The organism is Bifidobacterium avesanii (genome assembly GCF_009299475.1).
In the GTDB taxonomy this organism is placed as follows: Bacteria; Actinomycetota; Actinomycetes; order Actinomycetales; family Bifidobacteriaceae; genus Bifidobacterium; species Bifidobacterium avesanii.
Map to the genome: position 1 here is coordinate 1 of NZ_WBSN01000017.1, position 22957 is coordinate 22957.

Consider the following 22957-nt stretch of genomic DNA (forward strand, 5'->3'; position numbering starts at 1 on the left):
TGTACTCATACACGGTCAACAACCGACGGTCCGTCAACCATGCCCCAGGACACATGTAAACCATGTCCCAGGAGACACCGTCAACCATGCCCCGAGACATGCGTCAACCATCCGCTGAGACTAGACACCACGTAGTTCGGTATAACCGCGTACTTAAGGGCGGATTTCGGACTTTGCGGAATGCCATTCGCACTAGTGAGGGCGTCCGATGTGCGAGAAACCGGATATTCATTCCCGCATGTCCTTGCAAATCCGCGGTTTTCCGGAGGACGGCACGGACGATAGGCCGCCGTGGACGCCCCCACTTGCGTGAATGGCATTGCGCGAGACCCGGAATCCGCCCTCAAAGTGCAAAATGGCGGACACCGAACCCTGTCAGGACGGGCATCCCCAAGCGCCGTCCAGTACGCAATGCACTCACCGCCGTTCGATGCGCCTTCCCGCCAGCAGGTACACGCCCACGGCGAGCGGCACGGCGAGCATGAGCGCCGGGTAGAACCACGCCGGATCCAGGTTCGCGTACAGTTGGCCGCCGATGATCGGCCCCAGTGCCATGCCTAAGTCGAGCCCGATGCAGTACGTGGCGTTGCCGCGCCCGCCGTGCCCTTCGCCCGCGAGACGGACCGCGGCGGACTGGCTGACGGAGCTCATCAGGCCGTACGAGGCCGCCATGAGCACCGCGCCGACCAGCAGCCCGGCGTCGTCGCGCATCACGGCGAGCATGCCGAGCGTGACGATCATGCACGCCGAGCACAGCCACAGGAACCGGCGGAACGGCCAACGGTCGAACATGTTGCGCATCACCACGCGCAGCACCAGCAGCGCGACCGCGTACGACGGGAAGAAGAGACCGACGTCCACGCCCAGCCAGCGCGCGCCCACGTAGGTGACGATGTATGACTGCGTGGCGCAGTACGGGATGGCAAAGAGCATGAACACGAGCGCCACCGGGATCACGCGCACGGACACCACGCGTTCGAGCGGATTGCCCGGCGCCGCCCGCCGCAGCTCCGACCCCCGTGGTTCCGGGCGGCGCGGCGGCGTCCGGCGTTTCGCCCCGTCGTCGCGCACGGTCAGCACCATCACGAGGGCCGCAACCATGCCCGCGAACGCCACGCCGAACGCGGCCCGGTATCCGAACGCCGACTCCAACCGAATGCCGGTCGCCGGCCCCAGCGCCATGGCCAGCGCGTTGGCCAGCCCGTAGTACCCCATGCCCTTGCCGATGCGGTCCAACGGGATCAGCGCGGTCAGCCATGCCGCGAGGCACACCGACAGGCAGGAGAACCCGACGCCGTTGACGACGCGGGCCGCCATGACCACGCCCGCGGAGGGGGCGACGGCGTACCCGGCGTTCGCGACGATCATGAACGCCAGCGAAGCTACGGCGAGCCGGCGCAACGGCACGCGGTCGCTCAGCCGTCCGCCCCAAGGCCGGCAGAACAGGGAGACGACGTTCATGGTTCCCGCGATCATGCCGGCGAGCTCCCCTCCGGCGCCCAGTTCGTGCGCATACCCGACGATCATCGTGGTGCCCATCATGGTACCCGCCATGTAGAAGAAGCCGGCCGCCATGACGATCACAACGTCCCGCGTCATGAGCCCGCCGCCCGCCGCCGCGCCGCCGTTGTCCCTCGTTCGCACCGCATGCCTCCCGTCTTGCCGCATACCGTCCCGTACGCTCCTCGGTGTTGTACCAGCATGGCACTGTAGGTTCGCCGTCGCTGCCGCATGCCCGATTCGCGGTCCGCCGTCTTCCCGCGGAGGCGCCCCACCGCCGGCCCGCCGCCTACACCGCCGGCCGCCGCCTACACCAGCGGTTCGCGGGCGTGCAGCTCGCAGACGACGCCGGTCTTCTGGCGCACCCATTCGGCGGCCTGCAGCGCGGCGATGTTCCACAGCGCGTGCGGGATGCCGCCGAAGTCCGGCTGGGCCGACCAGAAGGTCAGGTCGTCCGGGAAGGCGGTGAGGGCCGTGCCCTCCTCCGGCGCCGATCCCCCGGCCGGCATGACCGTGCGATACAGGCGGCGGGCCAGCGTGGCCACGAACTCGTTGGCCGCGGCGAACGTCTCGTTGAGATGGTCCTCGGCGGTCACCGGCGGTCCGACGATCTCCCACGACTCCACGTCCGCGGCGTCCCAGTGCGCGGACTCGCCGCCCACCTTGCGCTCCAGCGTGACGAACAGCTTGGCGAATTCGCCGGACGTCAGTCCGGTGACCCTGCGGCGCGTGGCCAGCTCGATCGGCGTCATGCGCATCCTCCTTGCTTTCCGCGGCATGCCATCACCGCCATGGTATCCGCAGCGCCCGCCGCGTGAGGCGCCGACTCCGCCGCGTCATGACGGGTGACCACCAAGGGCATCCATCCATGTCGTTCGACGGCACGGATCACACAGTGCCGGCAGCAGAAGAAGGGATACGTAAGATTCTGCCGCGTTCGCGCCGCCCGCCCGAAGACCGGCATGCGACAGCGGCAATGACGTATCTCCAGAGTCAGGGGCGGATTCGACGAGCTGCGGGCAGATATCTGCGGAGTCAGGGCCATTGAACGGCGCATCATGAGTAGGCGATGACGGAATTCCGCGGTTTTTCAACAACGTTACCCGGAGGCGACGCCCCAAAGGGCCCCTGACTATGCGGATATCTGCCCGCATGGGCGGAAAACAGCCCCTGACTATGCAAATACCCTCATCGAATGGCCAGGATTCCGCTCCCGAACGGAACCGGAGCGTGGCGGCCGAGCCATACCACGCGGCGCGATCGCACAGCCGACACCGCCGGACCGGGCACGCCGGAAGCGATAATGTGGGATGGAGCGTTCCGCAGATCCGGAGGTGATACATGGCCGTTCGCATAGCGCCGATAGAACCGCGGTGGTTCGAGGAGAAGGCGCGGGTGCAGTCCCGCGCGTGGCGCGAGCTCAATCAGGGGAACATCCCGCAGGAGATCGTGGACGCGATCACCCCGAGGTTCGCGTTCAAGCTCACGCAAGCCCACGCCGAAGACCCGAATCAGGTCGTTCTGGTGGCGCTCGACGACGGTCATGTGATCGGATTCGCGGAGCTGCTGCGCACGCCGAGGCCGCCGATCGACCGGCCGGAAGCCGCCGAACTCGCGTCCCTGTACGTGCTTGCCGACCGTCATCGGCGGGGAGTCGGCCGGATGCTAGTGGAAGCCGGCATGCGGGCCGTCGGCAACGACCGTCTGGCGCTGTGGGTCGCGGGATTCAACGCCGACGCGCAGGGGTTCTACCGGCACGTCGGCTTTCGGGAGACCGGCCGCACGCAGACCGAAGACATGGGTCCCGAGCTGGAAATGATCAATTATTAGGTCATTCCAGCCCTTCCGTTACCATGGTGGGCGGTGGTTTGACCCGAATCCGACCAGCATGCGGACAAACGGGCCAAACATACAGACAGACTGGCAACGGCGGAATTCCAACCCCTCTTAAGGAGAAGCTGCAACCAATGGCAGAGTTTATCTATCAGATGATCAAGGCGCGCAAGGCCTACGGCGACCGCGTGATCCTCGACGACGTGACGCTGAGCTTCCTGCCCGGCGCGAAGATCGGCGTGGTGGGCCCCAACGGCATGGGCAAGTCCACGCTGCTCAAGATCATGGCCGGCATCGAGACCGTGTCCAACGGCGAGGCGACCTTGACGCCGGGTTACACGGTCGGCATCCTGCAGCAGGAGCCGCCGCTGGACGACACCAAGACCGTGGGCGAGAACATCAAGATGGCGTTCGGCCCCATCGCGGACAAGGTGGCCCGCTACAACGAGATCGGCGAGGAGATGGCGAACCCGGACGCCGACTTCGACGCCCTCATGGACGAGATGGGCAAGCTGCAGACCGAGATCGACGCGGCCAACGGCTGGGACCTCGACTCGCAGCTCGAGCAGGCCATGGACGCACTGCAGTGCCCCGACCCGGACACCCCGGTGAACGTGTGCTCCGGCGGCGAGCGCCGCCGCGTGGCCCTGTGCAAGCTGCTGCTCGAAGCCCCCGACCTGCTGCTGCTCGACGAGCCCACCAACCACCTCGACGCCGAGTCGATCCTGTGGCTGGAGCAGTTCCTGCACCAGTACAAGGGCGCCGTGATCGCCGTCACCCACGACCGCTACTTCATGGACAACGTGGCCGAGTGGATCTGCGAGGTGGACCGCGGCCAGCTGTACCCGTACAAGGGCAACTACTCCACGTACCTCGAGACCAAGGCGAAGCGTCTGGAGATCCAGGGCGCCAAGGACGCCAAGCTCGCCCGCCGCCTCAAGAACGAGCTCGACTGGGTGCGCTCCTCCCCCAAGGCCCGTCAGGCCAAGAACAAGGCCCGTCTGGAGCGCTACGACCAGATGGAGCAGGAGGCGCGCAACAACAAGAAGCTCGACTTCTCCGAGATCCAGATCCCGGCCGGCCCGCGCCTGGGCTCGCTCGTCCTCGAGGCCGAGCACATCCACAAGGCGTTCGGCGACCGCGTGCTCATCGACGACCTGTCCTTCACGCTGCCGCGCAACGGCATCGTCGGCGTGATCGGCCCGAACGGCGTCGGCAAGTCCACGCTGTTCAAGACGATCGTGGGCCTTGAGCCGCTCACCTCCGGCACGCTCAAGATCGGCGACACCGTGAAGATCAGCTACGTGGACCAGAACCGCGCCGGCCTCGACCCGAACAAGAACCTGTGGGAGGCGGTCTCCGGCGGCCTCGACTTCATCGAGGTGGCGGGCGTCGAGGTGCCGACCCGCGCCTACGTGGCCAGCTTCGGCTTCAAGGGCTCCGACCAGCAGAAGCTCACCAGCATGCTCTCCGGCGGCGAGCGCAACCGCCTGAACCTCGCCCTGACCCTGAAGCAGGGCGGCAACCTGCTGCTGCTCGACGAGCCCACGAACGATCTGGACGTGGAGACCCTCGAATCGCTGGAGAACGCGTTGCTCGGCTTCCCCGGCTGCGCCGTGGTGATCTCCCACGATCGCTGGTTCCTCGACCGCGTCGCCACGCACATCCTCGCGTGGGAGGGCGATGACGAGAACCCGGCCAAGTGGTACTGGTTCGAGGGCAACTTCCAGGCGTATCAGGAGAACCGCGTCGCCCGCCTCGGCGAGGACGCCGCCCGCCCGCACCGCCTGCACAGGAAGCTGACCCGTTAAGCCGACGGCACGGTGTGCCGTTGGTAGGGTCGGCCGAACGATGACAGTCGTGAGGAGACGATGAGACCGGTCGCAAGACCGGTCCATGGTTGCAGTGCCGAAGGCTGACCCGTTAAGCGAACGGCGGGTGTGTGCACATGCACGAATACAAAAACGGCGGATGCGCCGCCCTGCATAGTCAATATGCGGAAGCGGCGCATCCGCCGTTTTGCGTATACCGGAGGGGTTAGGTCAGAAATCGCAGTGCCTCGGCGCGGAACGTTGCAATCATGCGGTTTGTTCGCGAGGGGCTGCGATTTCTGACCGTCCTCTCCATATAGAACACCTAACGCCTCACCCCCGGCCCTGCAATTGGGGACCCGCCCATAAAGGACGGGGCTCAATCCGGCCTTCGCCGCCGTGGTGGCGGCTCAGGCTGCGCCGGCGAAAAGCCCGCAGGGCTTTTCGCTTATCGGCGCAGCCACACCGTCATCTCCCCCAGACCGCGGTTGGCCCAGACGAAGTACGGGATCAGGGTGAGTTCGGAGGCCTTCTCCACGGCCGGCGCGTAGTCGGCGTACAGGCCCTCGCCGGGCTTGAGGCCGTCGTCCGTCAGGCGCAGCGCCGGCACGCCGAGTTCTACGATCGGGAAGTCGAACACGTCGTCCACGCGCCGCACTTCCACGCCGGACATGTCGTACCCGGCGCGGGCGAAGTCCACGCGGTTGAGCTGCAGTCCGGCGCCGTTGTCCGTCTGCTCGGCGCAGAACGTGATCGGGCCGCGCACGAAGGCGACCTTGTCCAGATCCTCACGCACCTGCGGGTTGGCCCGCTTGGCGCGCACCGGCATCGGGAAGTCGAACGCCACGACCTCGCCGTCGCGCCACCCGCCGGACAAATACAGGTATCCGTCGCGCACCTCGGCGCTCTTGCCCGCGGCCCCGAACGTGCCGGCCAGTTCGGCGGCGGCCACTCCGGACGCGGTGACGCCGTCCACGGTCACCCTGACGTCGCCCGGTATGGTCCATCCGGGAATGCGGAACGCGAGCGAGGCGTGGACCGGATCGTCGCCCGATTGTCCCAGACCGTCGACGTGCACCACGTAGCGCGCCTTGCCGCCCCACGGGATTTCGCTCGTGCCTTCGAGGGTGAGCGTGCGGCGGGCGTCGCCTGACTCATCGGAGAACGTCGCGGTGGCGCGACCCCCGGCGTACAGGTGCACGAACAGCGTGTCGTCGTTCGCGGTGAACGCGTATTCGCCGATCGAGCTGACGATGCGCGCGATGTTCGGCGGGCAGCAGGCGCACCCGAACCACTTCTGGCGCACGGGCTTGACGTGCCCGATGCGCTTGTCCTTGGCGCACGCCTCCGGGTTCACCTCCAGAGGGTTCACGTAGAAGAAACTCTTGCCGTCCAGCGCCATGCCAGCGAGCACGGTGTTGTACAAGGCCTGCTCCATCACGTCGCCGTATTCGGACCTCGCCTCGATCTGAAGCATGCGGCGGGCGAAGAACGCGAGCGAGATGGCCGCGCAGGTCTCCGAGTAGGCGGTGTCGTTGGGCAGATCGTAGTTGTAGGAGAACGCCTCGCCCTCGTGCGTGCCGCCGATGCCGCCGGTGATGTACAGCTTCTTGTCCACGATGTTGCGCCACAGGTTGCGGCATGCGTCGTACAGCGTGGCGTCGTCGGTTTCGCGCGCCACGTCGGCCATGCCGGAGTACAGGTAGCCGGCGCGCACCGCATGGCCGACGGCCTCGCGCTGCTCGCGCACGGGCTTGTGGGCCTGCGCGTAGGGCTTCTCGAACGTCCAGTTGGTGTCGGTGTAGTGGTCGCGGCGGTCGCGTTCGCCCTCGTAGTCGAAGTAGTTGGGCTCGGTGCCGCGCTCGTCGATGAAGAACTTGGCGAGTTTGAGGTACTTCTCGCAGCCGGTGGCCTCGTAGAGGCGGACGAGCGCCATTTCGGCGATCTCGTGGCCCGGGTAGCCCTTGCACTGGCCGGGGTCCGGGCCGAAGTAGTCGGCCACGTAGTCGGCGAAGCGCTCGGCGGCCTTGAGCAGCTTGTCTTTGCCGGTGCCCTGCCAGTAGGCGATCGCACCTTCGATGAGGTGGCCGAGGCAGTACAGCTCGTGGTGCCAGCGCAGGCAGTGGAACGCTCGGTCCATGCCGTTGAGGATGTAGTAGGTGTCGAGGTAGCCGTTGTCGAGCTGGGCGTCGCACACGATGTCGATGGCCCCGTCGGCGATCCGCTCGAGTTCGGGGTCCGGATGGTTGACCAGCGAATAGCCGACCGCCTCGACCCACTTGGCGAAGTCGGTGTCCTGGAACACGTAGCCGTAGAACTTGTCCGGGTCGGGGTGGGCCGGATCCTCGGGCAGCGCGTTGAAGCCGCGGTACGAGTACGAGGGCGCCTCGAACGCCTTGCCCTGCTCGCCCTTGCGGTGCTTTTGGCGCACGGCGGCCTTGAAGTTGTGCATGCAGTAGCTCGGATCCGCGCCGGGCACGCGGTCATTGAGGGCCTCCCACTGGTAGGGTATGACCTCGGTGCGCACGAGCTCCTGCTCGCGGTGCCAGAATGCGTCGGTGATGGTGACGTCGTGCAGGTCGAGCGGCCTGCTGAAGCGTGCGTTGTCCATATGCGTTACACGTCCTTGTATATGGGTGATTAACGATAACTCACAGGATATTGCACAACGATCCGCCGCGCGATGGACGGAGGAGCGATTTGGTGCCAAAAAGTCGGGCATTCGATGTGATAGCGGCAATCGGCCATCGACGCCCGCACGTCCGGCCGACCCGACCGGGAGCACGGGCCTGCGTCCGGAGGCGGGGACGGATTCCCGGAGAAGCGCGCATCCTCGGCGCGGACGCGGCAAGAACGACTCCGTGACAATGCCCGTTCCGTGACAATGCCCGTGACACAGACCGCCCTCGCCGGACCATCCTTCAACGGGATGCTTGGAGTTCCGCCATTTCCGCAGGACCGTGACCGAGACCGCCCGGTCACGGTCACGGCCAATGTCACAACCGGTCAGTGTCACGGGCACTGTCACAGCCACAATCAGTCACACCGGTCACGCACCTGCCACGCACGGTTTCATCATGCAAACTGCCCACCGATAGGCTCGACGACACAGCCAATGCAACGCACCGGCAAACCCGCCGGCGCAACCTTACCGGCAAAACTCACAAAACTCATCGATGGAACAGCATGCGCTTGGCGTAGGCGTTGCGGTACTGGGTGGGCGTCATGCCGGTGGCGTCCTTGTACGCGCGCATGAAATGGTGGGCGTCGCGGAACCCGAGCGCGGCCGCCACCTGCCCCACGGTGTCGTTGGTGTCGGTGAGGAGCCAGTTCGCCCGTTCCATGCGCTTGCCCACGATGAACGCGCGCAACGATTCGCCGGCGAGCGCGCGGAACAGCTGGGAGAGGTACTTGGGGTTGTACCCGAAGTGCCGCGCCACGTCCTGCACCTTGAGGTTGCGCGCGAGGTTGAGGTTCACGTAATCCACGATGTCGTAGTACAGCTGCCGCCGCGCATGGTCGGCGATGTCCGCCGAGGTCTTCTCCTGAAAGACCTGATGGTATAGCTCGCACAGCACGCCGGTGGCGAGGTACCCCAGCGCGAACCGTTCGTAGCCGGACCGCACGGCGTCCTGCAGCTGCCGGAGCATCACCAAGAGGCGCTCGGCGTCGGGCATCGCGCCGGCCTGCGGCAGATACAGCACGGCCGGATTCTCGTCGGGGAGCCTCCCGACCGGCCGCTCGGGGGAGATCGGCGGCGTGGGCGCGGCGGGCAGAGGTCCGGCAAGGTCCATTTCGCGCACCTCGCGGTCCGACGACTGGAAGTGCATCCAGTAGAAGCTGCACCGCGACTCGCGGAACCCCACGCGCCGGCCGTCCGCGCTGGGCGGCAGCAGCAGGTACTCCCCCTCCCCCACCGTGTGGTCCTCGCCCAGATAGCTCAGGTACAGCGTGCCCTCGGTCATGACGATAAGCTCCCAGTCCCCGAGCCCCATGTCCTCGTGCCTCCACAGCGGCGAGGGCGCCTCGAACTTGCCGGTGTAGTCGTAGCGCACCGGCGCAGTCACGTCGATCGAGTATCCGAGCATGACTTCACCATAGTCGATCCGTCATGAATTCCCAAGGTCTTGAATTCCCAATCATCTAACCTTTCGGCACCATATTCGACCAACATCCATCGCCCGGTCCGCACCGCCGCCCATATGATGACAGCAGTTGGAACGCCACGACACCATCCAACGAGCCACCGAACAATCAGCCGCGCCAAACAGCGCGAACGTCCCATCGGTCCGGCGCAACGCAGCGCCCATGCAAAGGAGAAACCATGCCCAACAATATCAGAATCACAGCAACGGCGGCCATTACGGCGGCGCTGCTCGCCCTCGCCGGATGCGGCTCCGGACAGGGTGGAGCATCCTCCGCGGAAACTTTCGATCCGAACGCCAAAACGGAGATCACCTTGGGCGGCTGGTCGCTGTCCACGGCGAACAACGAGTTCAAGACCCTTGCGGACGGCTTCATGAAGAAGTATCCAAACGTCACCGTCACACTCAAGGAATACTCGGCCGACGACTTCGACAAGCAGATGACCACCGACCTGTCCGGCGGCAACATGCCCGACGCCTTCCCCATCAAGAATCTCCAGAAGTACTACCTGTACGCCAAGGAATCCGGCGCGCTGGCCGATCTCAACTCCGTCGCCGCGACCTACAGGGACGACAAGAACATCGACATCTCCCAGTACAACATCGACGGCACGTACTACGCGCTGCCCTACCGTCAGGACCTGTCGGTGCTCTTCTACAACAAGACCATGTTCGACAAGGCCGGCGTGGCCGTCCCCGACGGCACTTGGACGTGGGACGACTACATGAGGACCGCGCGCGAACTCAAGCAGAAGCTGCCCGCGGCCGGATACGACCCCGCCTCGGTCTACCCCACCTACCACCACTCCACATGGCAGGCCTACGGGCAGGCGATCGCCACCGCGCAGGCCGGCGACGCCGACAAGTTCCAAGCCGGCGACTTCGACTACATGAAGGACTACTACAACAACGTCTTCCTGCCCGCGCAGGATGAGGGACTGACGATCAGCTACAACACCGCGAACGCCACCAAGGTGCAGTACGCCGCCCAATTCGACACCGAGAAGGCCGCCATGATGCTCATGGACACCTGGCAGGTCGGGGGCGTGATCACCGACGCGCAGACCGGCAACGGCGATAAGTTCGAATGGGGCATCGCCCCGCTGCCGCAGAACGCCTCCAACACCTCCGGCACACCGGTGACGTACGGCGACCCGACCGGCTTCGCGGTGTTCGAAAACTCCAGCGGTCAGAAGCGCGCGGCGGCCATGGAGTTCGTCAAGTGGGCAGCCGGCGAGGAGGCCTCGGCACTGCTCGCCCAGACTCACTCCACCCCATCGTACTTCTCGCAGAAGGTGATCGACACGTACTTCGCCGCCGAGGGCGTGCCGCAGGACGAGCTGTCCCGTACCACGTGGTCCAAGCACACGGTCAAGCCGGAGAACCCGGTCACCGCGAAAACCAACGAGATTCAGGGCAACCTCAAGATCGCGCACTCCACGATCATGACCGAAACCGGTTCCGTGGACGCGGCGCTCGCCAAGGCCTCGGCCGACACCAAACAGCTCGGATAGCCACGCGGGGAGGTGATGCCTAGACGATACGCACAACTGCAATTCTTCCTTTCACCTTGGCAAGGCCCCGAGAAAATCCAACAAGGATGCCCGGGGCCTTGCCCATACACCCGCCCGCTGCGCAAACGGACCAGCATCAACACCAAGGAATTTCCATGACCAGCCAATCGCCCGCACCCGTCCGTCACCGCATCGCCGTATGCACCGACGCCCCCGTCAAACGTCAGGGGCCCCTGTTCGGCCTGTTCTTCGAGGATCTCAACCACGCCGCCGACGGCGGACTGTACGCCGAACTCATCCAAAACCGCTCGTTTGAGTTCTCCCCGATCGACAATCCCGACTACACGGCGATGACCGGCTGGACCGTGCTGGGCGACGAACGCCCCGACAGCGACGATGAGACCGCCGCGGCCGGAGACGGCGTTCCCGACGTTCCAACCGCGCCGAGTCCGGCGCTCGCACGGGTGAGCGCCACGCACCCACTCAACGACGCCAACCCCCACTACCTCATTCTCGGCCCGTCCGACGCCGATCTCGCCGGTGTATCCAACGCGGGCTTCAACGACGGCATTCCGATCGCCGCCGGAGCGGAGTACGGCTTCTCCTGCTTCGCGCGCATCGACGGGCAGTCGGCCGCGGCCATGGCCACGCTGCGCGTCGAACTGCGCTCGGCGGATCTCTCCGTGGTCCGCGCCGCCGCATCGTTTGATCTCATGCCCGGCGACTGGCACAAATATGAGGCCGTGCTCGTTCCGGACTCCTCCGACCCCGCGGCCGTGCTGGTCGTGCACTGCGACGAACGGGCCACGCTCGACCTTGACATGATCTCCCTGATCCCGCACGACACCTTCGACGACGAACACGTGTTCCGCCGCGACCTGACCGAGAAGATCGCCGACATGCATCCGCGCTTCCTGCGCTTTCCCGGCGGCTGCCTCATCCACGACGGTTCGTTCAACGCCTCCGACCGGGACGCCGCCTACCGGTGGAAATTCACCGTCGGGCCGGTTGAGCGGCGCCCCAGCAAACGCAACCGCTGGAAGTACAACCAGACGTTCGGCCTCGGCTTCTACGAGTACTTCCGCCTGTGCGAGATGATCGGCGCGGAACCCGTGCCCGTGCTCTCGCTCGGCTGCAACTCGCACATCGACGCCGCCGTGCCCATGGACGCGATGCAGGAGTGGATCGACGACGCGCTCGACCTCATCGAGTTCGCCAATGGCCCGACGGACAGCGCATGGGGCCGCGTGCGCGCGGACATGGGCCACCCGGAGCCGTTCGGCCTGAAGTATCTGACTCGGCAACGAGGAGGAATACCCCGAGTTCTATGAACGCTTCAAGGAGGCCGTGCGGCAAATCCACGAGCGGCATCCGGAAATCGTCATCGCGGGCAGCGCAGGCGTGAGCCCGCATGCTGACACGTACGGTCCCTCCTACGCGCAGGCGGACCGGCTCGGCGTGCCGCTCATGGACGAGCACTACTATCAATCGCCCGAATGGCTCGTCATGAACGCGCGGCGCTACGGGGACCATCCCTACCGCGCCAAGGCGTTCATCGGCGAGTACGCCTCGCTCGACGACACATGGTTCAACGCCCTGGCCGAGGCGGCCTTCATGACCGGATTGGAGCGCACGCCCGCCGTGGCGATGGCCTGCTACGCGCCGCTGTTCAACAACGTGAAGTACACGAATTGGAAGCCCGATCTCATTCAGTTCGACGGCGACGCGTCCTACGGCACGCCATCCTACTGGGCGCAATGGCTGTTCATGCGCAATCAGGGCGAGGAGCTGCTGAGCACATCGGACGACGTGGCACACAGGGAAACCGACGCATGGCCCATGCGCGGCGCGGCGTCGATTCGCGTGCAGGTCGCCTACATGACGATCGACGATCTGACAATCCGCACCCTCGATGCGGACGACCCAACTGTGCTGACGAATATCGACCATGCCGAACTGCGTCCGGACGGGGAGCGTCTGCTGCCCCTCGATACCGGCGACGGCGACGGCTTCCATCTGGAGTTCAACTTCACCGTGCCCCGGCTGCCCGCCAATCCCGGCCCCGGTGACACGGATATCGTCATCCGCTTCGCCGGCACGAGCGACAAGGACTACGCGGCCGTCACGATCAACGGAGTGTGGGGACGCATGCTGACTCTGAGCACGGTCGAACACGGCAAGGAGTCCCCGTACGTCATGGACCATATGAAGTGTCTGCCCGGGGAACGCCATCACGCTGTGCTGGAGGCGGATCACGGGCATGTGACCTTCCGGCTCGACGGGCGCGAGGCATTCAGCCAGCGGCTTACCCCCTACAATCCGGACGACCTGTACTATTCGGTGGTCCGCGACGCCGACGGCACGATCGTGGTCAAGCTGGTCAACGTGACCGACATACCCGTGGACGTACGGCTGGACTTCGACCATCCGGTGAAGACGACCGCGGAGGCGGAGCGTATGGACGGATTCGCGTTGGACGCGCGCAACGACTTCGGCAATCCGACCCGCGTCGTTCCCGCCTCTCAGCGGCTGACCGTTGACGGCGCCGAAGCCGGCGACGCCACCGTCAACGGCTTCGATTATCCACTGCCGCCCCACGCGATCCACGTGCTGCGCCTCGGCATGTAGAAAACGGCGGCTTGCCGCGCGCGGGAACGGTCAGGACCGCCCGGCGCCGCGCGCGTCCTTCTCCTGCGGTTCGAGCACGTGCACGTCCATGCCGGGCAGGCGGCCCCACGAGTACACGGCCATCATGGTGGCGAACGTGGGCACGCCCGCGCCGAGCGCCACGAACAGGCCGGGCCATTGGACGTACGCCCATACGGTGATGACGAACAGGCACAGCACCATGAGGCTGCACATCGGGCGGGCGATCACCATGGCGAGCGAGGTGCGCAGCACCCACACGGGCCCCTCGTCGAAGTTGACGTGCACGGCCCAGCTGACGAACACGAACAGCCCGTAGATCAGGTTGAGCACAAGCAGCGCCCCGGACACGCCGTACCCCACGCGCCCGAGGTCGTTGTGCTGCACGAACCAGTACTCCCACACCAGCAGCGCCCACACGAGAAACTGCGGCCAGCCGAACAGGTTGGCGGGCCCGAGTTCCTGCCACCACGCCCGGTGGAACGTGAGCCACGACCGCTTCACGCTCCACGAACGATCCTGCACGTCGATGAGCCACGACCGGTAGGTGGCGTAGGCGGCCGCGATGGACGGGAACAGGCCTCCGACCACCAGACCGAGCAGCGTGTGGACGATGAACGCCACGTTGACCACGAGGATCATGAGAATGATGCGGCATACGTATTCGTAGCCGACGGCAAAGCGCTTCATCGCGGTCCTCCCTGACACGCTTCGGAAACGGACGACATCATTCAGCGTACCTCAGTGCACCCGAAGCACGGTGAACGACCATGCGGGGGCCGTGTACGTGCCGCCGGTCAGATCGACGGCGACGCTCTGCGGCTCGGTGGGCGCGGCCTCGCCCTTGACGCCGGCGTGCGGTTCGCCGGTCAGCATGGTGGCTTCGATCCGCGCGAGGGAACGATCGGCCGCGGGCAGCGCCGCATCACCGGGCAACGCCTCCAGCACGGCGCTCAGATCCACGTCCGCCGGCTCGTCCATGGCGTTGACCACGCGCACATACGTCACGCCCTCGGCCTCGTTGCGGGCCACGGTGACCGTGCGACGCACCTCGCGGATGCCGTCCTCGCGGGCGTCGGCCACCGCTACACCGTTCACGCGCGCGGTCACATGGCCGCCCTCGCGTTCCACGTGCAGGTCGACGGTCAGCGCATCGCCCGGCTTGAGCGGCCGTCCGGACGGATAGGGCCTCGGGTCGGCGTACCCCGAGGCGAAGCCGTCACGGACCGCCACGAGGTTCGTATTGCGCTGGCCGATGCGGAATTCGAAGTGGTCGGCGCCCGTCACGTCGCCGAACTTCACGGAGCAGTTGTCCCAGTAGCCTTCGGAGCCGGCATAGTCGACGGTGAAGCGCAGGTCGTACCGGGCGGAATCCACGCGCACGCCGCAGTCCGCCCAGTTCGCGCCCGTGCCGTTGCCGACCGTCACGTCCGCGACCGGATGTTCCACGCCCTCGGCGTCCGTGAGCACGATGTCGCGGAAGCGCGCGTGGGACGATCCGCCGAACGCGATGCCGGCACGGTCGGCCGCCGGCCGGTCGAACGCCGCGTCGCCCTCCACGTCCACCGGCAGCGCATGGTCGGCCGGCGTGGTGGCGAACATGCGCTGCACCCAGTAGCTGTAGGTGCGGTAGATGCGCTCGTTGTCGAAGTAGATGAGGTTCGGATCCCAGCCGTTGTGACCGTTCTTGCAGAACAGGGGCGCGTAGGAGGCCATGTGCACCACGTCGCCGTTGAGCTCCATGCGGCCCATGATCGCCGCCTCGCTCAGCGCGTTGAGCAGCGTGGTGCCCCACGAGCCGTATTCGCCCAAGTACACCTTGGGGCCTTTGCGGTTCGCGTGGTCGTAGTGGTCGAGGTGCTTGAACCACCACGAGGGAGCCTGATACGAGTGCTCGTCCACGATCGGCACGCCGATTTCGGCGGCGTAGCGCCAGCCTTCGTCGTAGTCGGCGCCGAACGGGGCGGGACCGACCGTGCCGACGACGGTGATCTCCGGATGCTCGCGGCGCACGGCGTCGAAGATGCGGCCGAACCGGCTTTCGAACACGGCGTCGATCCTGTCCTCGTTGCCGATGCCGAGGTATCTGAGCCCGAACGGCTTCGGGTGGCCCCACGCGATGCGGCGCGCGCCCCACGCGGTGGTCCCGTCTCCGTTGCAGAAGTCGATGAGGTCGAGCACATCGCGGATGTAGTCGTCCAGTTCGGCGGCGGCGACGGGGATGGGCCCGCCGTCCGCGTTCTGGCAGCACACGCCGGCGGCGAGCACCGGCAGCGGTTCCATGCCGAGCGCCTCGCACAATTCGAGGTATTCCATGTAGCCGATGCGCTTGGACTGGTGGTAGCCCCACAGGTTGTAGTCCTGGCGGCGGTGCTCGACCGGACCGACCGAATCCTTCCATTGGTAGGTGTTGTCCGGGATGCCGCCGTGGGCGACGCATCCGCCGGGGAAGCGCATGAACCGGGGTTTCAAGTCCGCGAGCACGTCCACCAGATCGGCGCGCATGTGCTTGAGTCCGTGGCTGGTGCGAACGGGTTCGAGGGAGACGAAGTCGAGCGCGACCACGCCGGGTTCGGGGAACGCGAGGCGGATGCGACCGGCTCTGGCGGATGCCGTGGCGGTGAGCTCGGCGGTCAGCTTCCGCCAGCCGGGGGCGTCCGGCACGGCGCTGTCGGTCTGTCCCTCCCAGACCGCCGGATCGGGCGCGGCGTCTACCGGCTCGGCAGTGACCGTGGCCTTGCCGGCCTCGTTGCCGTCGTCGTCAAGCAGCGCGATTTCGATGGTCATGGGCCGCGCCGCCTCGCCGTTCAGACCGGTCTGAACACGGGTCCATACGGAGAACGCGTAGCGCTCCCCCGCAGCGAACGTCACGCCGTCGTAGCCGGCGTTGTCGAGGTACGCAGGCGCCTTGGCGATCTCCGCCACCACGTGATGCGGATTCTCCACGGCCACCGGGTTGCGCAGGCTGATCGCGAAGGCCGCCGCGGACCCGTCCGGCACGGTTTTGGTCCAGCCGGTGAACGGTCCCCATGAGTCGCCGTCGCGGCGTGAGAATTCGAAGGACCCGTTGCGCACGAGCTCGCTGGCCAGTCCCCCGTCCGCCGAGGAGCTGATGTCCTCGAAGAAGACGCCCCACAGGTCGGTGCTGATCGCACGGGCGTCGGACGGCTTCGGGGTGACGCGGAGGACGGCGGGGTTGCATGGTGTTGACGACGTAGTCATATCGGTTCCTTCTGCGGATTCCTTGGGGTTGCGCACACTCGCACGCATGCGCCGGCGCGGAGGTCGGCGGCGACACACATATGCGCGGGCACTGCCGTTCCCGTGCGGCGTGGTGTACAATACAACCTTGTACTTAACGTTAACCCTATCAGAGTCGATTCATCAACGCAAGGAGCCATCCCATGAGCGGTTCGCCACTCGAAAACGCCGTCAACACTGCCAACACAACCAACGGCGCCCCCACCACCGCCTATCTGTTCGCCTACTTCACCGGTCAGGAGCAGCGGCATTCCGACGAGCAGATCTACTTCGCCGTCAGCCGCGACGGCGCCCACTGGGAGGATCTCACCGCCGACGGCCATCCCGTGCTCGAATCGCGCATCGGCGAGAAGGGCGTGCGCGACCCGTACCTGCTGCGCAGGCACGACGACTCCGGCTTCGTACTCATCGCCACCGACCTGAGCATCCACGCGCGCGGCGGCTGGGGGCACTCCTACTCCACGGTCAACGGGAGCACCGGGCTGATCGTGTGGGAGTCCGCCGATCTGGTCCACTGGTCGAATGCGCGCCTGGTGGACGTGGCCTCGCGGATCCCGGGCGCCGGCATGGCGTGGGCGCCGGAGGCCGTGTGGGACGAGGACCGGGGCCAGTACATCGTGTTCTGGTCCACCGCGGCCAACGGCGAGTTCGGCAGCCCCCTGAGCAACGTGAAGGGCAGCACCACCAACGTGTACTACGCCACCACCACCGATTTTTCCGTGTTCTCCGACCCGGTGCGCTGGATCGACGTGGAGCACAGCATCATCGACACCACCATGCTCAGGGCCGACGACGGCTGGTGGTACCGCGCCTCCAAGGACGACCGGATCGTGATCGAGCGCACCCGCAACCCGTACGCCGTGACCGAGTCGATCGAGGTGCGCGACGATCCGCGGCAGTGGAGCCTCGTGGGCTCGCTGCAGTCGATCTTCGGCAATGATCATTACTCCGCCCGCTACCTTGAGGGCCCCGAACTGTTCCGCTACAACGACGCCGACGTCAGGACCGTCAACAGCCGGCGCATGGCCTACGGGCTCATGGCCGACCAGTACCACGAGTCGAGGGGCTACCTGCCGTTCCGCTGCGCAGACCTCGCCAGCGCCGACCCGGCCGACTGGCAGCCCGCGGACGACGTGGACTTCGGCCCGCTCAAGAAGCGCCACGGCACCATCCTGCCCATCACCGAAGCCGAGTACCGCGCGGTCATCGCCGCCTTCAAGCGCTAGGGAGGACTCATGACCGACGCACGCGAACCGTATGAGGCCTACCTGTGGGTCTACTTCACCGGCGAGGGGCTCGGCGGCGAGCGCCTGAGTCTCGCCGTCTCCCGCGGCAACACCGCGCTCGACTGGATCACGCTCAACCACGGCCGTCCGCTGTTCGAGTCGCGGCTCGGCACGCGGGGGCTGCGCGACCCGTTCATCCTGCGGTCGCATCCGGACGACCCGAACGTGCCGGACGGCGAAACCCGCTTCTGGATGATCGCCACCGACCTCAACGTGCATGACCTGCCCGGCAGGTTCCACGAGGCGCAGATCCGCGGCTCGCGGTACGTGGAGATCTGGGAGTCGGACGATCTGGTGCACTGGTCCGACCAGCGGCACGTGAAGGTCAACACCAATCTGGCCGGCAACACGTGGGCGCCCGAGGCACACTGGATCGACGAGCTCGGCGCCTACGCCGTCTACTGGTCGTCGAACCTGTACGATTCGCCTTCCGACGGCCCCGACGCCCGTCCGGACGCCACCTACAACCGGCTCATGGTCGCCACGACCGCCGACTTCCGCACGTTCGGCGAACCGCAGGTGTGGGTGGACGTCCGGCGCGATCCGGACGGCTCCGGCTTCGGCACGATCGACGCGACCGTGACGAAGCATGCCGGCGTCTACTACCGGTTCGTCAAGGACGAGGCCACCATGACCATCCGCGAGGAGCGCTCCACGCGGTTCATGGCCACGGTCGAAGGCTCCTATCCGGGCGCCGAGGGGCCCGCGGACGCGTGGACGCTAGTCGGTGACAAAATCGGCGACGGCTCCCCGAACGGCTACGGCGGCGTGTTCGACGGCGGCGAGGGCCCGTCGATCTTCCCCGCGAACCCCGGAGACGAGACCGGATTCGCGTGGTACCTGTTCATCGACCAGCCGCGCTACCACCACGGCCCGAACCACTATGTGCCGTTCGCCACGCGGGACATCGCCGATCCGCGCGGCTGGCGATGCGTGGGCGATCTCATGCCCGAGTCGCGGATGCCCACCAACGCGGACGGCGGCCGCCCCCGCCATGGCACGGTGATCCCCATCACCGCCGCCGAGCGCGACCGCCTTCTCGCGGCACTGGGCTGAAGGCATTGAGCTGAAGCGCAACAAAGCGCCTCCGGGCAACCGATTTCCTCCGATTTCGGCTGCCCGGAGGCGCTTTTTCACAAGTTTGCGTTCCGCGCGGTCGCGACCCGCGCCGCCATTACCGCTCGGCGTAGAGGCCGGCGGCGTCGGCGGCGACGATGCGGTCGTATTCGGCGCGGGACAGGCTCATCACGCCGCCGTGCTTGGTGTGCGGGGTCATGAAGAAGCGGTCGTTCCTGAGGTAGTCGAAGCCGCGGTCGGGGTCGTCGGTGACCATCGGGCGGTAGCCGATCGAGGGGATCACATCCACGTACAGGTACGTGCGGCTGTCGGAATGCGAGGCGAACAGAGCCGGCCCCTCAAGACCCGCGGCGCGGCCGTCCGGGACCCATTCGGCGCCGATGCCCTCCTGCACGACGGTCCACTCGGCTTCCGGCTCCCACCAGCGCGGCGCGTCGGTGGCGTCCAGCCAGATGCCCGCGGTGCCGGAGTGGCCGTCCGACCCGGAGGAGCCGTTGTCCTTGGTGGCGCGGTAGGTGCGGACATGGCCGTCGGCCGCGCGGCGCTGGAGCATGGTGGTGTCGATGGTGGAGTGTCCGCGGTCGATGAACGTGCCGCCGAACTCGAAGGTCTCGTTGGTGAAGTCGCGGGTGGCGCCCCACATCACGCGGTCGTAGGAGTCGGCCTTGTGCTCCGGGTCGTCCTGCGCGAACAGCTTGCTGGACCAGTAGAGCACGAACGCGCCGCGGCCGCCGGGCGTGTCCTCCGGGTAGTAGTCGGCCACCCACAGGGCCTCGGGCGCCCATGCCATGCCGAGCGGGGCGTGGCCGCCGCCGGGCAGGGCGGAGACGTCGAGCGCGCGCGGCTCGCTGAAGTGGACCAGATCGTCGGTCTCCCAGATGATGAGGTTCGTGCTGCCGTGGTGCGAGAAGCCCCACCAGTCGGAGTGCGAGTCGGAGCCGTGGCCGCCGGCGAACACCTGCAGGTCGGTGGCGATGATGTACACGCGGCCGGTTTCGGGGTTGCGCGTGAGGTACGGGTCGCGCACGCCCTTGGTGCCGAGCGGCGAAGTGAGGACCGGTTTGCCGCCGTTGAGCGGGATCCAGCGCTCGGGGTCGTCGCCGTCGGAGCGGTCGAGGTAGATGCGCTCGGCGTAGTGCTCCGGGTCCTCGATGAAGTGGACGAGCAGGTAGCCGTACGGGTCGTCCGGAGCCTGCGGCTGGGGAACGATCGCATGGACGGTTGACGATTGGGACATGGAATGGGCTCCTTGGCATGGGAACGGCGGCGGAACGCGGTTGTGACCCGTCCGCCGACCACTCTGGTACAACGTTGTTTTTATTGTATGCGACCACCGGTACGCAACCGGCGCGACGACGGTCGCGATCCGCGTCGAAAAGGGGAAAGCCGCCCGCGCCGCAGGAAGAAAGGAGACGACGCGGGCGGCGGAATAGGAAGGTGTTCGGGGGTAAGTATGTGTGCGGCGGCCGAGCCGGAGAGGGTGAGGGACCGGCCCGGACGCCGCATGTCCTGCATTGCGCGATGGACGGAAGCCCGACCCGCGGCTCGATTCGCAGCTCGACCTCGCGCCTTGACCCGCAGCCCGACCCATGGTCCGGCCCTCGGTCCGCCCCGCAGCCCGTCTGCAACTCGTCCGCAGCTCGATTCGCAACCCGTCATTTGTTCCAACCTGCACCCCCCTCCGGCGCAGCTTGGAACAAATGACCTCGAATCGGGCCTCCGAACGGGGCATTTCGACGTCAAACGTTCCAGTTTGAATCGTTTGGGGCGCGGGTTGGAACGAATGACGGGCGCGGGCACCATCGGACATGGACACGGGCGCGGCGCGGCGCGAACACGGGCGCGGGCCGATGGAGGCTCAGCCCTTGACCGCTCCGATCATGACGCCCTTGTTGAAGTACTTCTGCAGGAAGGGGTAGAGGATCAGCAGGGGCAGGGTGGAGACGAGGATGATGCCGTACTTGATCTGGTCGGCGAACAGCTGCTGCTGCGCGGCGTTCATCATCGCACTGCCGGTCTGGGACGTGTTGGCGAGCAGGATGTCGCGCAGGACGTTCTGCAACGACTGCTTGTCGGCCTTGTTGATGTAGATGAGGCCTGTGGAGAAGTCGTTCCAGTGCTGCACGAAGTAGTACAGCATGATCACGGCCATGATGGCGGCGGACAGCGGGATGACGATCTTGAAGAAGAAGCCGTAGTAGCTCTCGCCGTCCAGCTGGGCGGCCTCGAACAGCTCGTTCGGGATCGAGGACTCGAAGAACGAGCGGGCCACGATCAGGTTGAACACGTTCACGGCCTGAGGCAGGATGAACACCCACATGGAGTTGAGCAGCCCGAGCTCCTTGTACAACAGGTAGTTCGGGATCATGCCGCCGGCGAAGAACATGGTGAACGTGAACAGGAACATGATCACGCGGCGCGGCTTGAACTCCCTGCGGGACAGGGCGAACGCGGCCGGGATGGTCACGGCGATGTTGAGCACGGTGCCCACCACGGAGTAGACGATCGTGTTCCAGTAGCCCTGCCAGATGCGCCCGTCGGCGAACACCATCTCGTAGCCCTTGACGTTGAAGCCCTTGGGCCACAGGAGCACCTGCCCCTGGGCCACGTAGGTCTGGTCGGAGAAGGACGCGATGACGATGAACCACAGCGGGTAGAGCACCACGAACACCACAAGGGCGAGGATCACCCAGATGGCGACGTCGATCACCCAGTCGCCGAAGGTGCGGTGCTGGTGGACCTTGGGATTGAGGGGGATGTCCTCGGAGGAGGCGCGGGGAGCGGGCGCGGGAACGTTCGCGGTTGATTGTGACATGTCGATTCACCCGTCCTTAGAAGATGCTGGTGTCGGAGACCTTCTTCGAGATGAAGTTGGCCGCCACCAGGAAGAAGAAGTTGATGAGGGTGTTGAACAGGCCGACCGCCGTGGACAGCGAGATCTGGCCGTTGAGAATACCCATCTTGTAGACGTATGTGGAGATGACCTCGGAACCGGGCTGGTTCAGGGCGTTCTGGAGCAGGTAGGTCTTGTCGAAGCCGACGTTCAGGATGCCGCCGAGGTTGAGGATCAGCATGATCACGCAGGTGGGCAGGATGGTCGGCAGGTCGACGGACCAGATGAGGCGCAGTCGGCCGGCGCCGTCGATCTTGGCGGCCTCGTACAGGGACACGTCGACGGCGGACAGCGCGGCGAGGTAGATGATGCAGTTCCAGCCGCAGTGCTGCCAGACTTCGGTGATCCAGTAGATCGGGGCGAACCAGCTCGGGTACGCCAGCAGGCTCTGCTCGCCGAAGAAGCGGCCGAGGATGCCGGAATCCGGGGTGAGGAAGATGTTGATCATGGAGACCATGACCACCACGGAGATGAAGTGCGGCATGTAGGTGATGGTCTGCACGAAGCTCTTCACCTTCATGGAGTGGATCTGGTTGATGAGCAGCGCCAGGATGATCGGGAAGATGAATCCGAAGGCCACGGTCTGCACGGCGATGTTGATCGTGTTGCGCATGATGGGCCAGAACTGCGGGTTCTGGAAGAACTGCTGGAAGTACTTGAATCCCACGAACTTGCCGCCGGTGATGCCCTTGCGCGGATCGTAGTTCTTGAACGCCAGCCCCAAGCCGTACATGGGCACGTAGGCGAAGATGACCACGAAGATCATCGCGGGCAGCGCGAAGGTCCACAGCTGCCAATACTTCCTGAAGTGCCGCCCCAATCGGACCGGCAGCGGCGCGCGGCGGGCGGCCTCGACGTTGTCCACCACGGCGGGGGCGCCCCCCTGCTCCTTAACGCTTTCCATTGCTTTCTTCCTTATCGAATTCGGATGTGTGGTCCAAGTGCCGCCGTTCCGGGTGCGGCCGAGGCGTTCCCCGGCCGCGCCCGCAAT

At 66.1% G+C, this 22957-nt stretch carries 16 protein-coding genes; 7 read left to right on the forward strand and 9 right to left on the reverse strand.

All coding sequences use genetic code 11. The features are described 5' to 3' along the window. Nucleotides 1–417 precede the first annotated feature (417 nt). Both DSM100685_RS08385 and DSM100685_RS08390 read right to left on the reverse strand, forming a co-directional pair. Nucleotides 418–1644, reverse strand: coding sequence for an MFS transporter (locus tag DSM100685_RS08385; protein WP_163201089.1), 1227 nt, complete (start codon nt 1642–1644; stop codon nt 418–420). 164 nt (nt 1645–1808) lie between these two features. Continuing rightward, nucleotides 1809–2252, reverse strand: a complete 444-nt coding sequence (locus tag DSM100685_RS08390; RefSeq protein ID WP_152350896.1) for a hypothetical protein — start codon at nt 2250–2252, stop codon at nt 1809–1811. Between the two features lie 589 nt (nt 2253–2841). On the opposite strand from DSM100685_RS08390, the gene DSM100685_RS08395 reads away from it, so the two are divergent. Both DSM100685_RS08395 and ettA read left to right on the forward strand, forming a co-directional pair. Continuing rightward, nucleotides 2842–3330: a GNAT family N-acetyltransferase gene (locus tag DSM100685_RS08395; RefSeq protein ID WP_152350897.1), complete on the forward strand. Its 489-nt coding sequence runs from the start codon at nt 2842–2844 to the stop codon at nt 3328–3330. A 137-nt stretch (nt 3331–3467) separates the two neighbouring features. Then, entirely contained in the window at nt 3468–5144 is a 1677-nt protein-coding gene (ettA, locus tag DSM100685_RS08400) for an energy-dependent translational throttle protein EttA (protein ID WP_152350898.1), read from the forward strand. 448 nt (nt 5145–5592) lie between these two features. Here the strand turns inward: ettA and DSM100685_RS08405 are convergent, their stop codons facing one another. Both DSM100685_RS08405 and DSM100685_RS08410 read right to left on the reverse strand, forming a co-directional pair. Next, on the reverse strand, nt 5593–7755 hold the full coding sequence (locus DSM100685_RS08405) for a glycoside hydrolase family 127 protein (protein WP_152350899.1): 2163 nt from the start codon (nt 7753–7755) through the stop codon (nt 5593–5595). A gap of 559 nt (nt 7756–8314) precedes the next feature. Then, a complete protein-coding gene (locus DSM100685_RS08410) occupies nt 8315–9232 on the reverse strand; it encodes a helix-turn-helix domain-containing protein (RefSeq protein ID WP_152350900.1) in 918 nt (305 codons plus the stop codon). Between the two features lie 236 nt (nt 9233–9468). Between DSM100685_RS08410 and DSM100685_RS08415 the strand changes: the two genes are divergently transcribed. From DSM100685_RS08415 to DSM100685_RS08425, 3 genes are all read left to right on the forward strand, one after another. Then, a complete protein-coding gene (locus tag DSM100685_RS08415; RefSeq protein WP_152350901.1) occupies nt 9469–10803 on the forward strand; it encodes an ABC transporter substrate-binding protein in 1335 nt (444 codons plus the stop codon). Between the two features lie 155 nt (nt 10804–10958). Continuing rightward, nucleotides 10959–12134, forward strand: a complete 1176-nt coding sequence (locus DSM100685_RS08420) for a hypothetical protein (RefSeq protein WP_152350902.1) — start codon at nt 10959–10961, stop codon at nt 12132–12134. 16 nt (nt 12135–12150) lie between these two features. Further along, nucleotides 12151–13431, forward strand: a complete 1281-nt coding sequence (locus DSM100685_RS08425) for an alpha-L-arabinofuranosidase C-terminal domain-containing protein (protein ID WP_152350903.1) — start codon at nt 12151–12153, stop codon at nt 13429–13431. 30 nt (nt 13432–13461) lie between these two features. Here the strand turns inward: DSM100685_RS08425 and DSM100685_RS08430 are convergent, their stop codons facing one another. Both DSM100685_RS08430 and DSM100685_RS08435 read right to left on the reverse strand, forming a co-directional pair. Then, entirely contained in the window at nt 13462–14139 is a 678-nt protein-coding gene (locus tag DSM100685_RS08430; RefSeq protein ID WP_152350904.1) for a YesL family protein, read from the reverse strand. Between the two features lie 51 nt (nt 14140–14190). Beyond that, the gene (locus tag DSM100685_RS08435; RefSeq protein ID WP_152350905.1) at nt 14191–16671 is read right to left on the reverse strand and encodes an alpha-L-arabinofuranosidase C-terminal domain-containing protein; all 2481 of its coding nucleotides are present in this window, start codon (nt 16669–16671) and stop codon (nt 14191–14193) included. A gap of 182 nt (nt 16672–16853) precedes the next feature. Here DSM100685_RS08435 and DSM100685_RS08440 point away from each other — a divergent pair, with 182 nt between their 5' ends. Both DSM100685_RS08440 and DSM100685_RS08445 read left to right on the forward strand, forming a co-directional pair. Next, on the forward strand, nt 16854–17936 hold the full coding sequence (locus DSM100685_RS08440; RefSeq protein WP_152350906.1) for an alpha-arabinofuranosidase: 1083 nt from the start codon (nt 16854–16856) through the stop codon (nt 17934–17936). A gap of 9 nt (nt 17937–17945) precedes the next feature. Then, nucleotides 17946–19052, forward strand: coding sequence for a glycoside hydrolase family 43 protein (locus tag DSM100685_RS08445; RefSeq protein WP_152350907.1), 1107 nt, complete (start codon nt 17946–17948; stop codon nt 19050–19052). A 118-nt stretch (nt 19053–19170) separates the two neighbouring features. On the opposite strand, the gene DSM100685_RS08450 is transcribed toward DSM100685_RS08445, so the two are convergent. From DSM100685_RS08450 to DSM100685_RS08460, 3 genes are all read right to left on the reverse strand, one after another. Further along, nucleotides 19171–20310: a glycoside hydrolase family 43 protein gene (locus tag DSM100685_RS08450; protein ID WP_152350908.1), complete on the reverse strand. Its 1140-nt coding sequence runs from the start codon at nt 20308–20310 to the stop codon at nt 19171–19173. A gap of 621 nt (nt 20311–20931) precedes the next feature. Further along, complete coding sequence (locus DSM100685_RS08455; protein WP_152350909.1) at nt 20932–21888, reverse strand: carbohydrate ABC transporter permease; 957 nt, start codon at nt 21886–21888, stop codon at nt 20932–20934. A 16-nt stretch (nt 21889–21904) separates the two neighbouring features. Continuing rightward, entirely contained in the window at nt 21905–22870 is a 966-nt protein-coding gene (locus tag DSM100685_RS08460; RefSeq protein ID WP_152350910.1) for an ABC transporter permease, read from the reverse strand. Between the last annotated feature and the right edge of the window lie 87 nt (nt 22871–22957).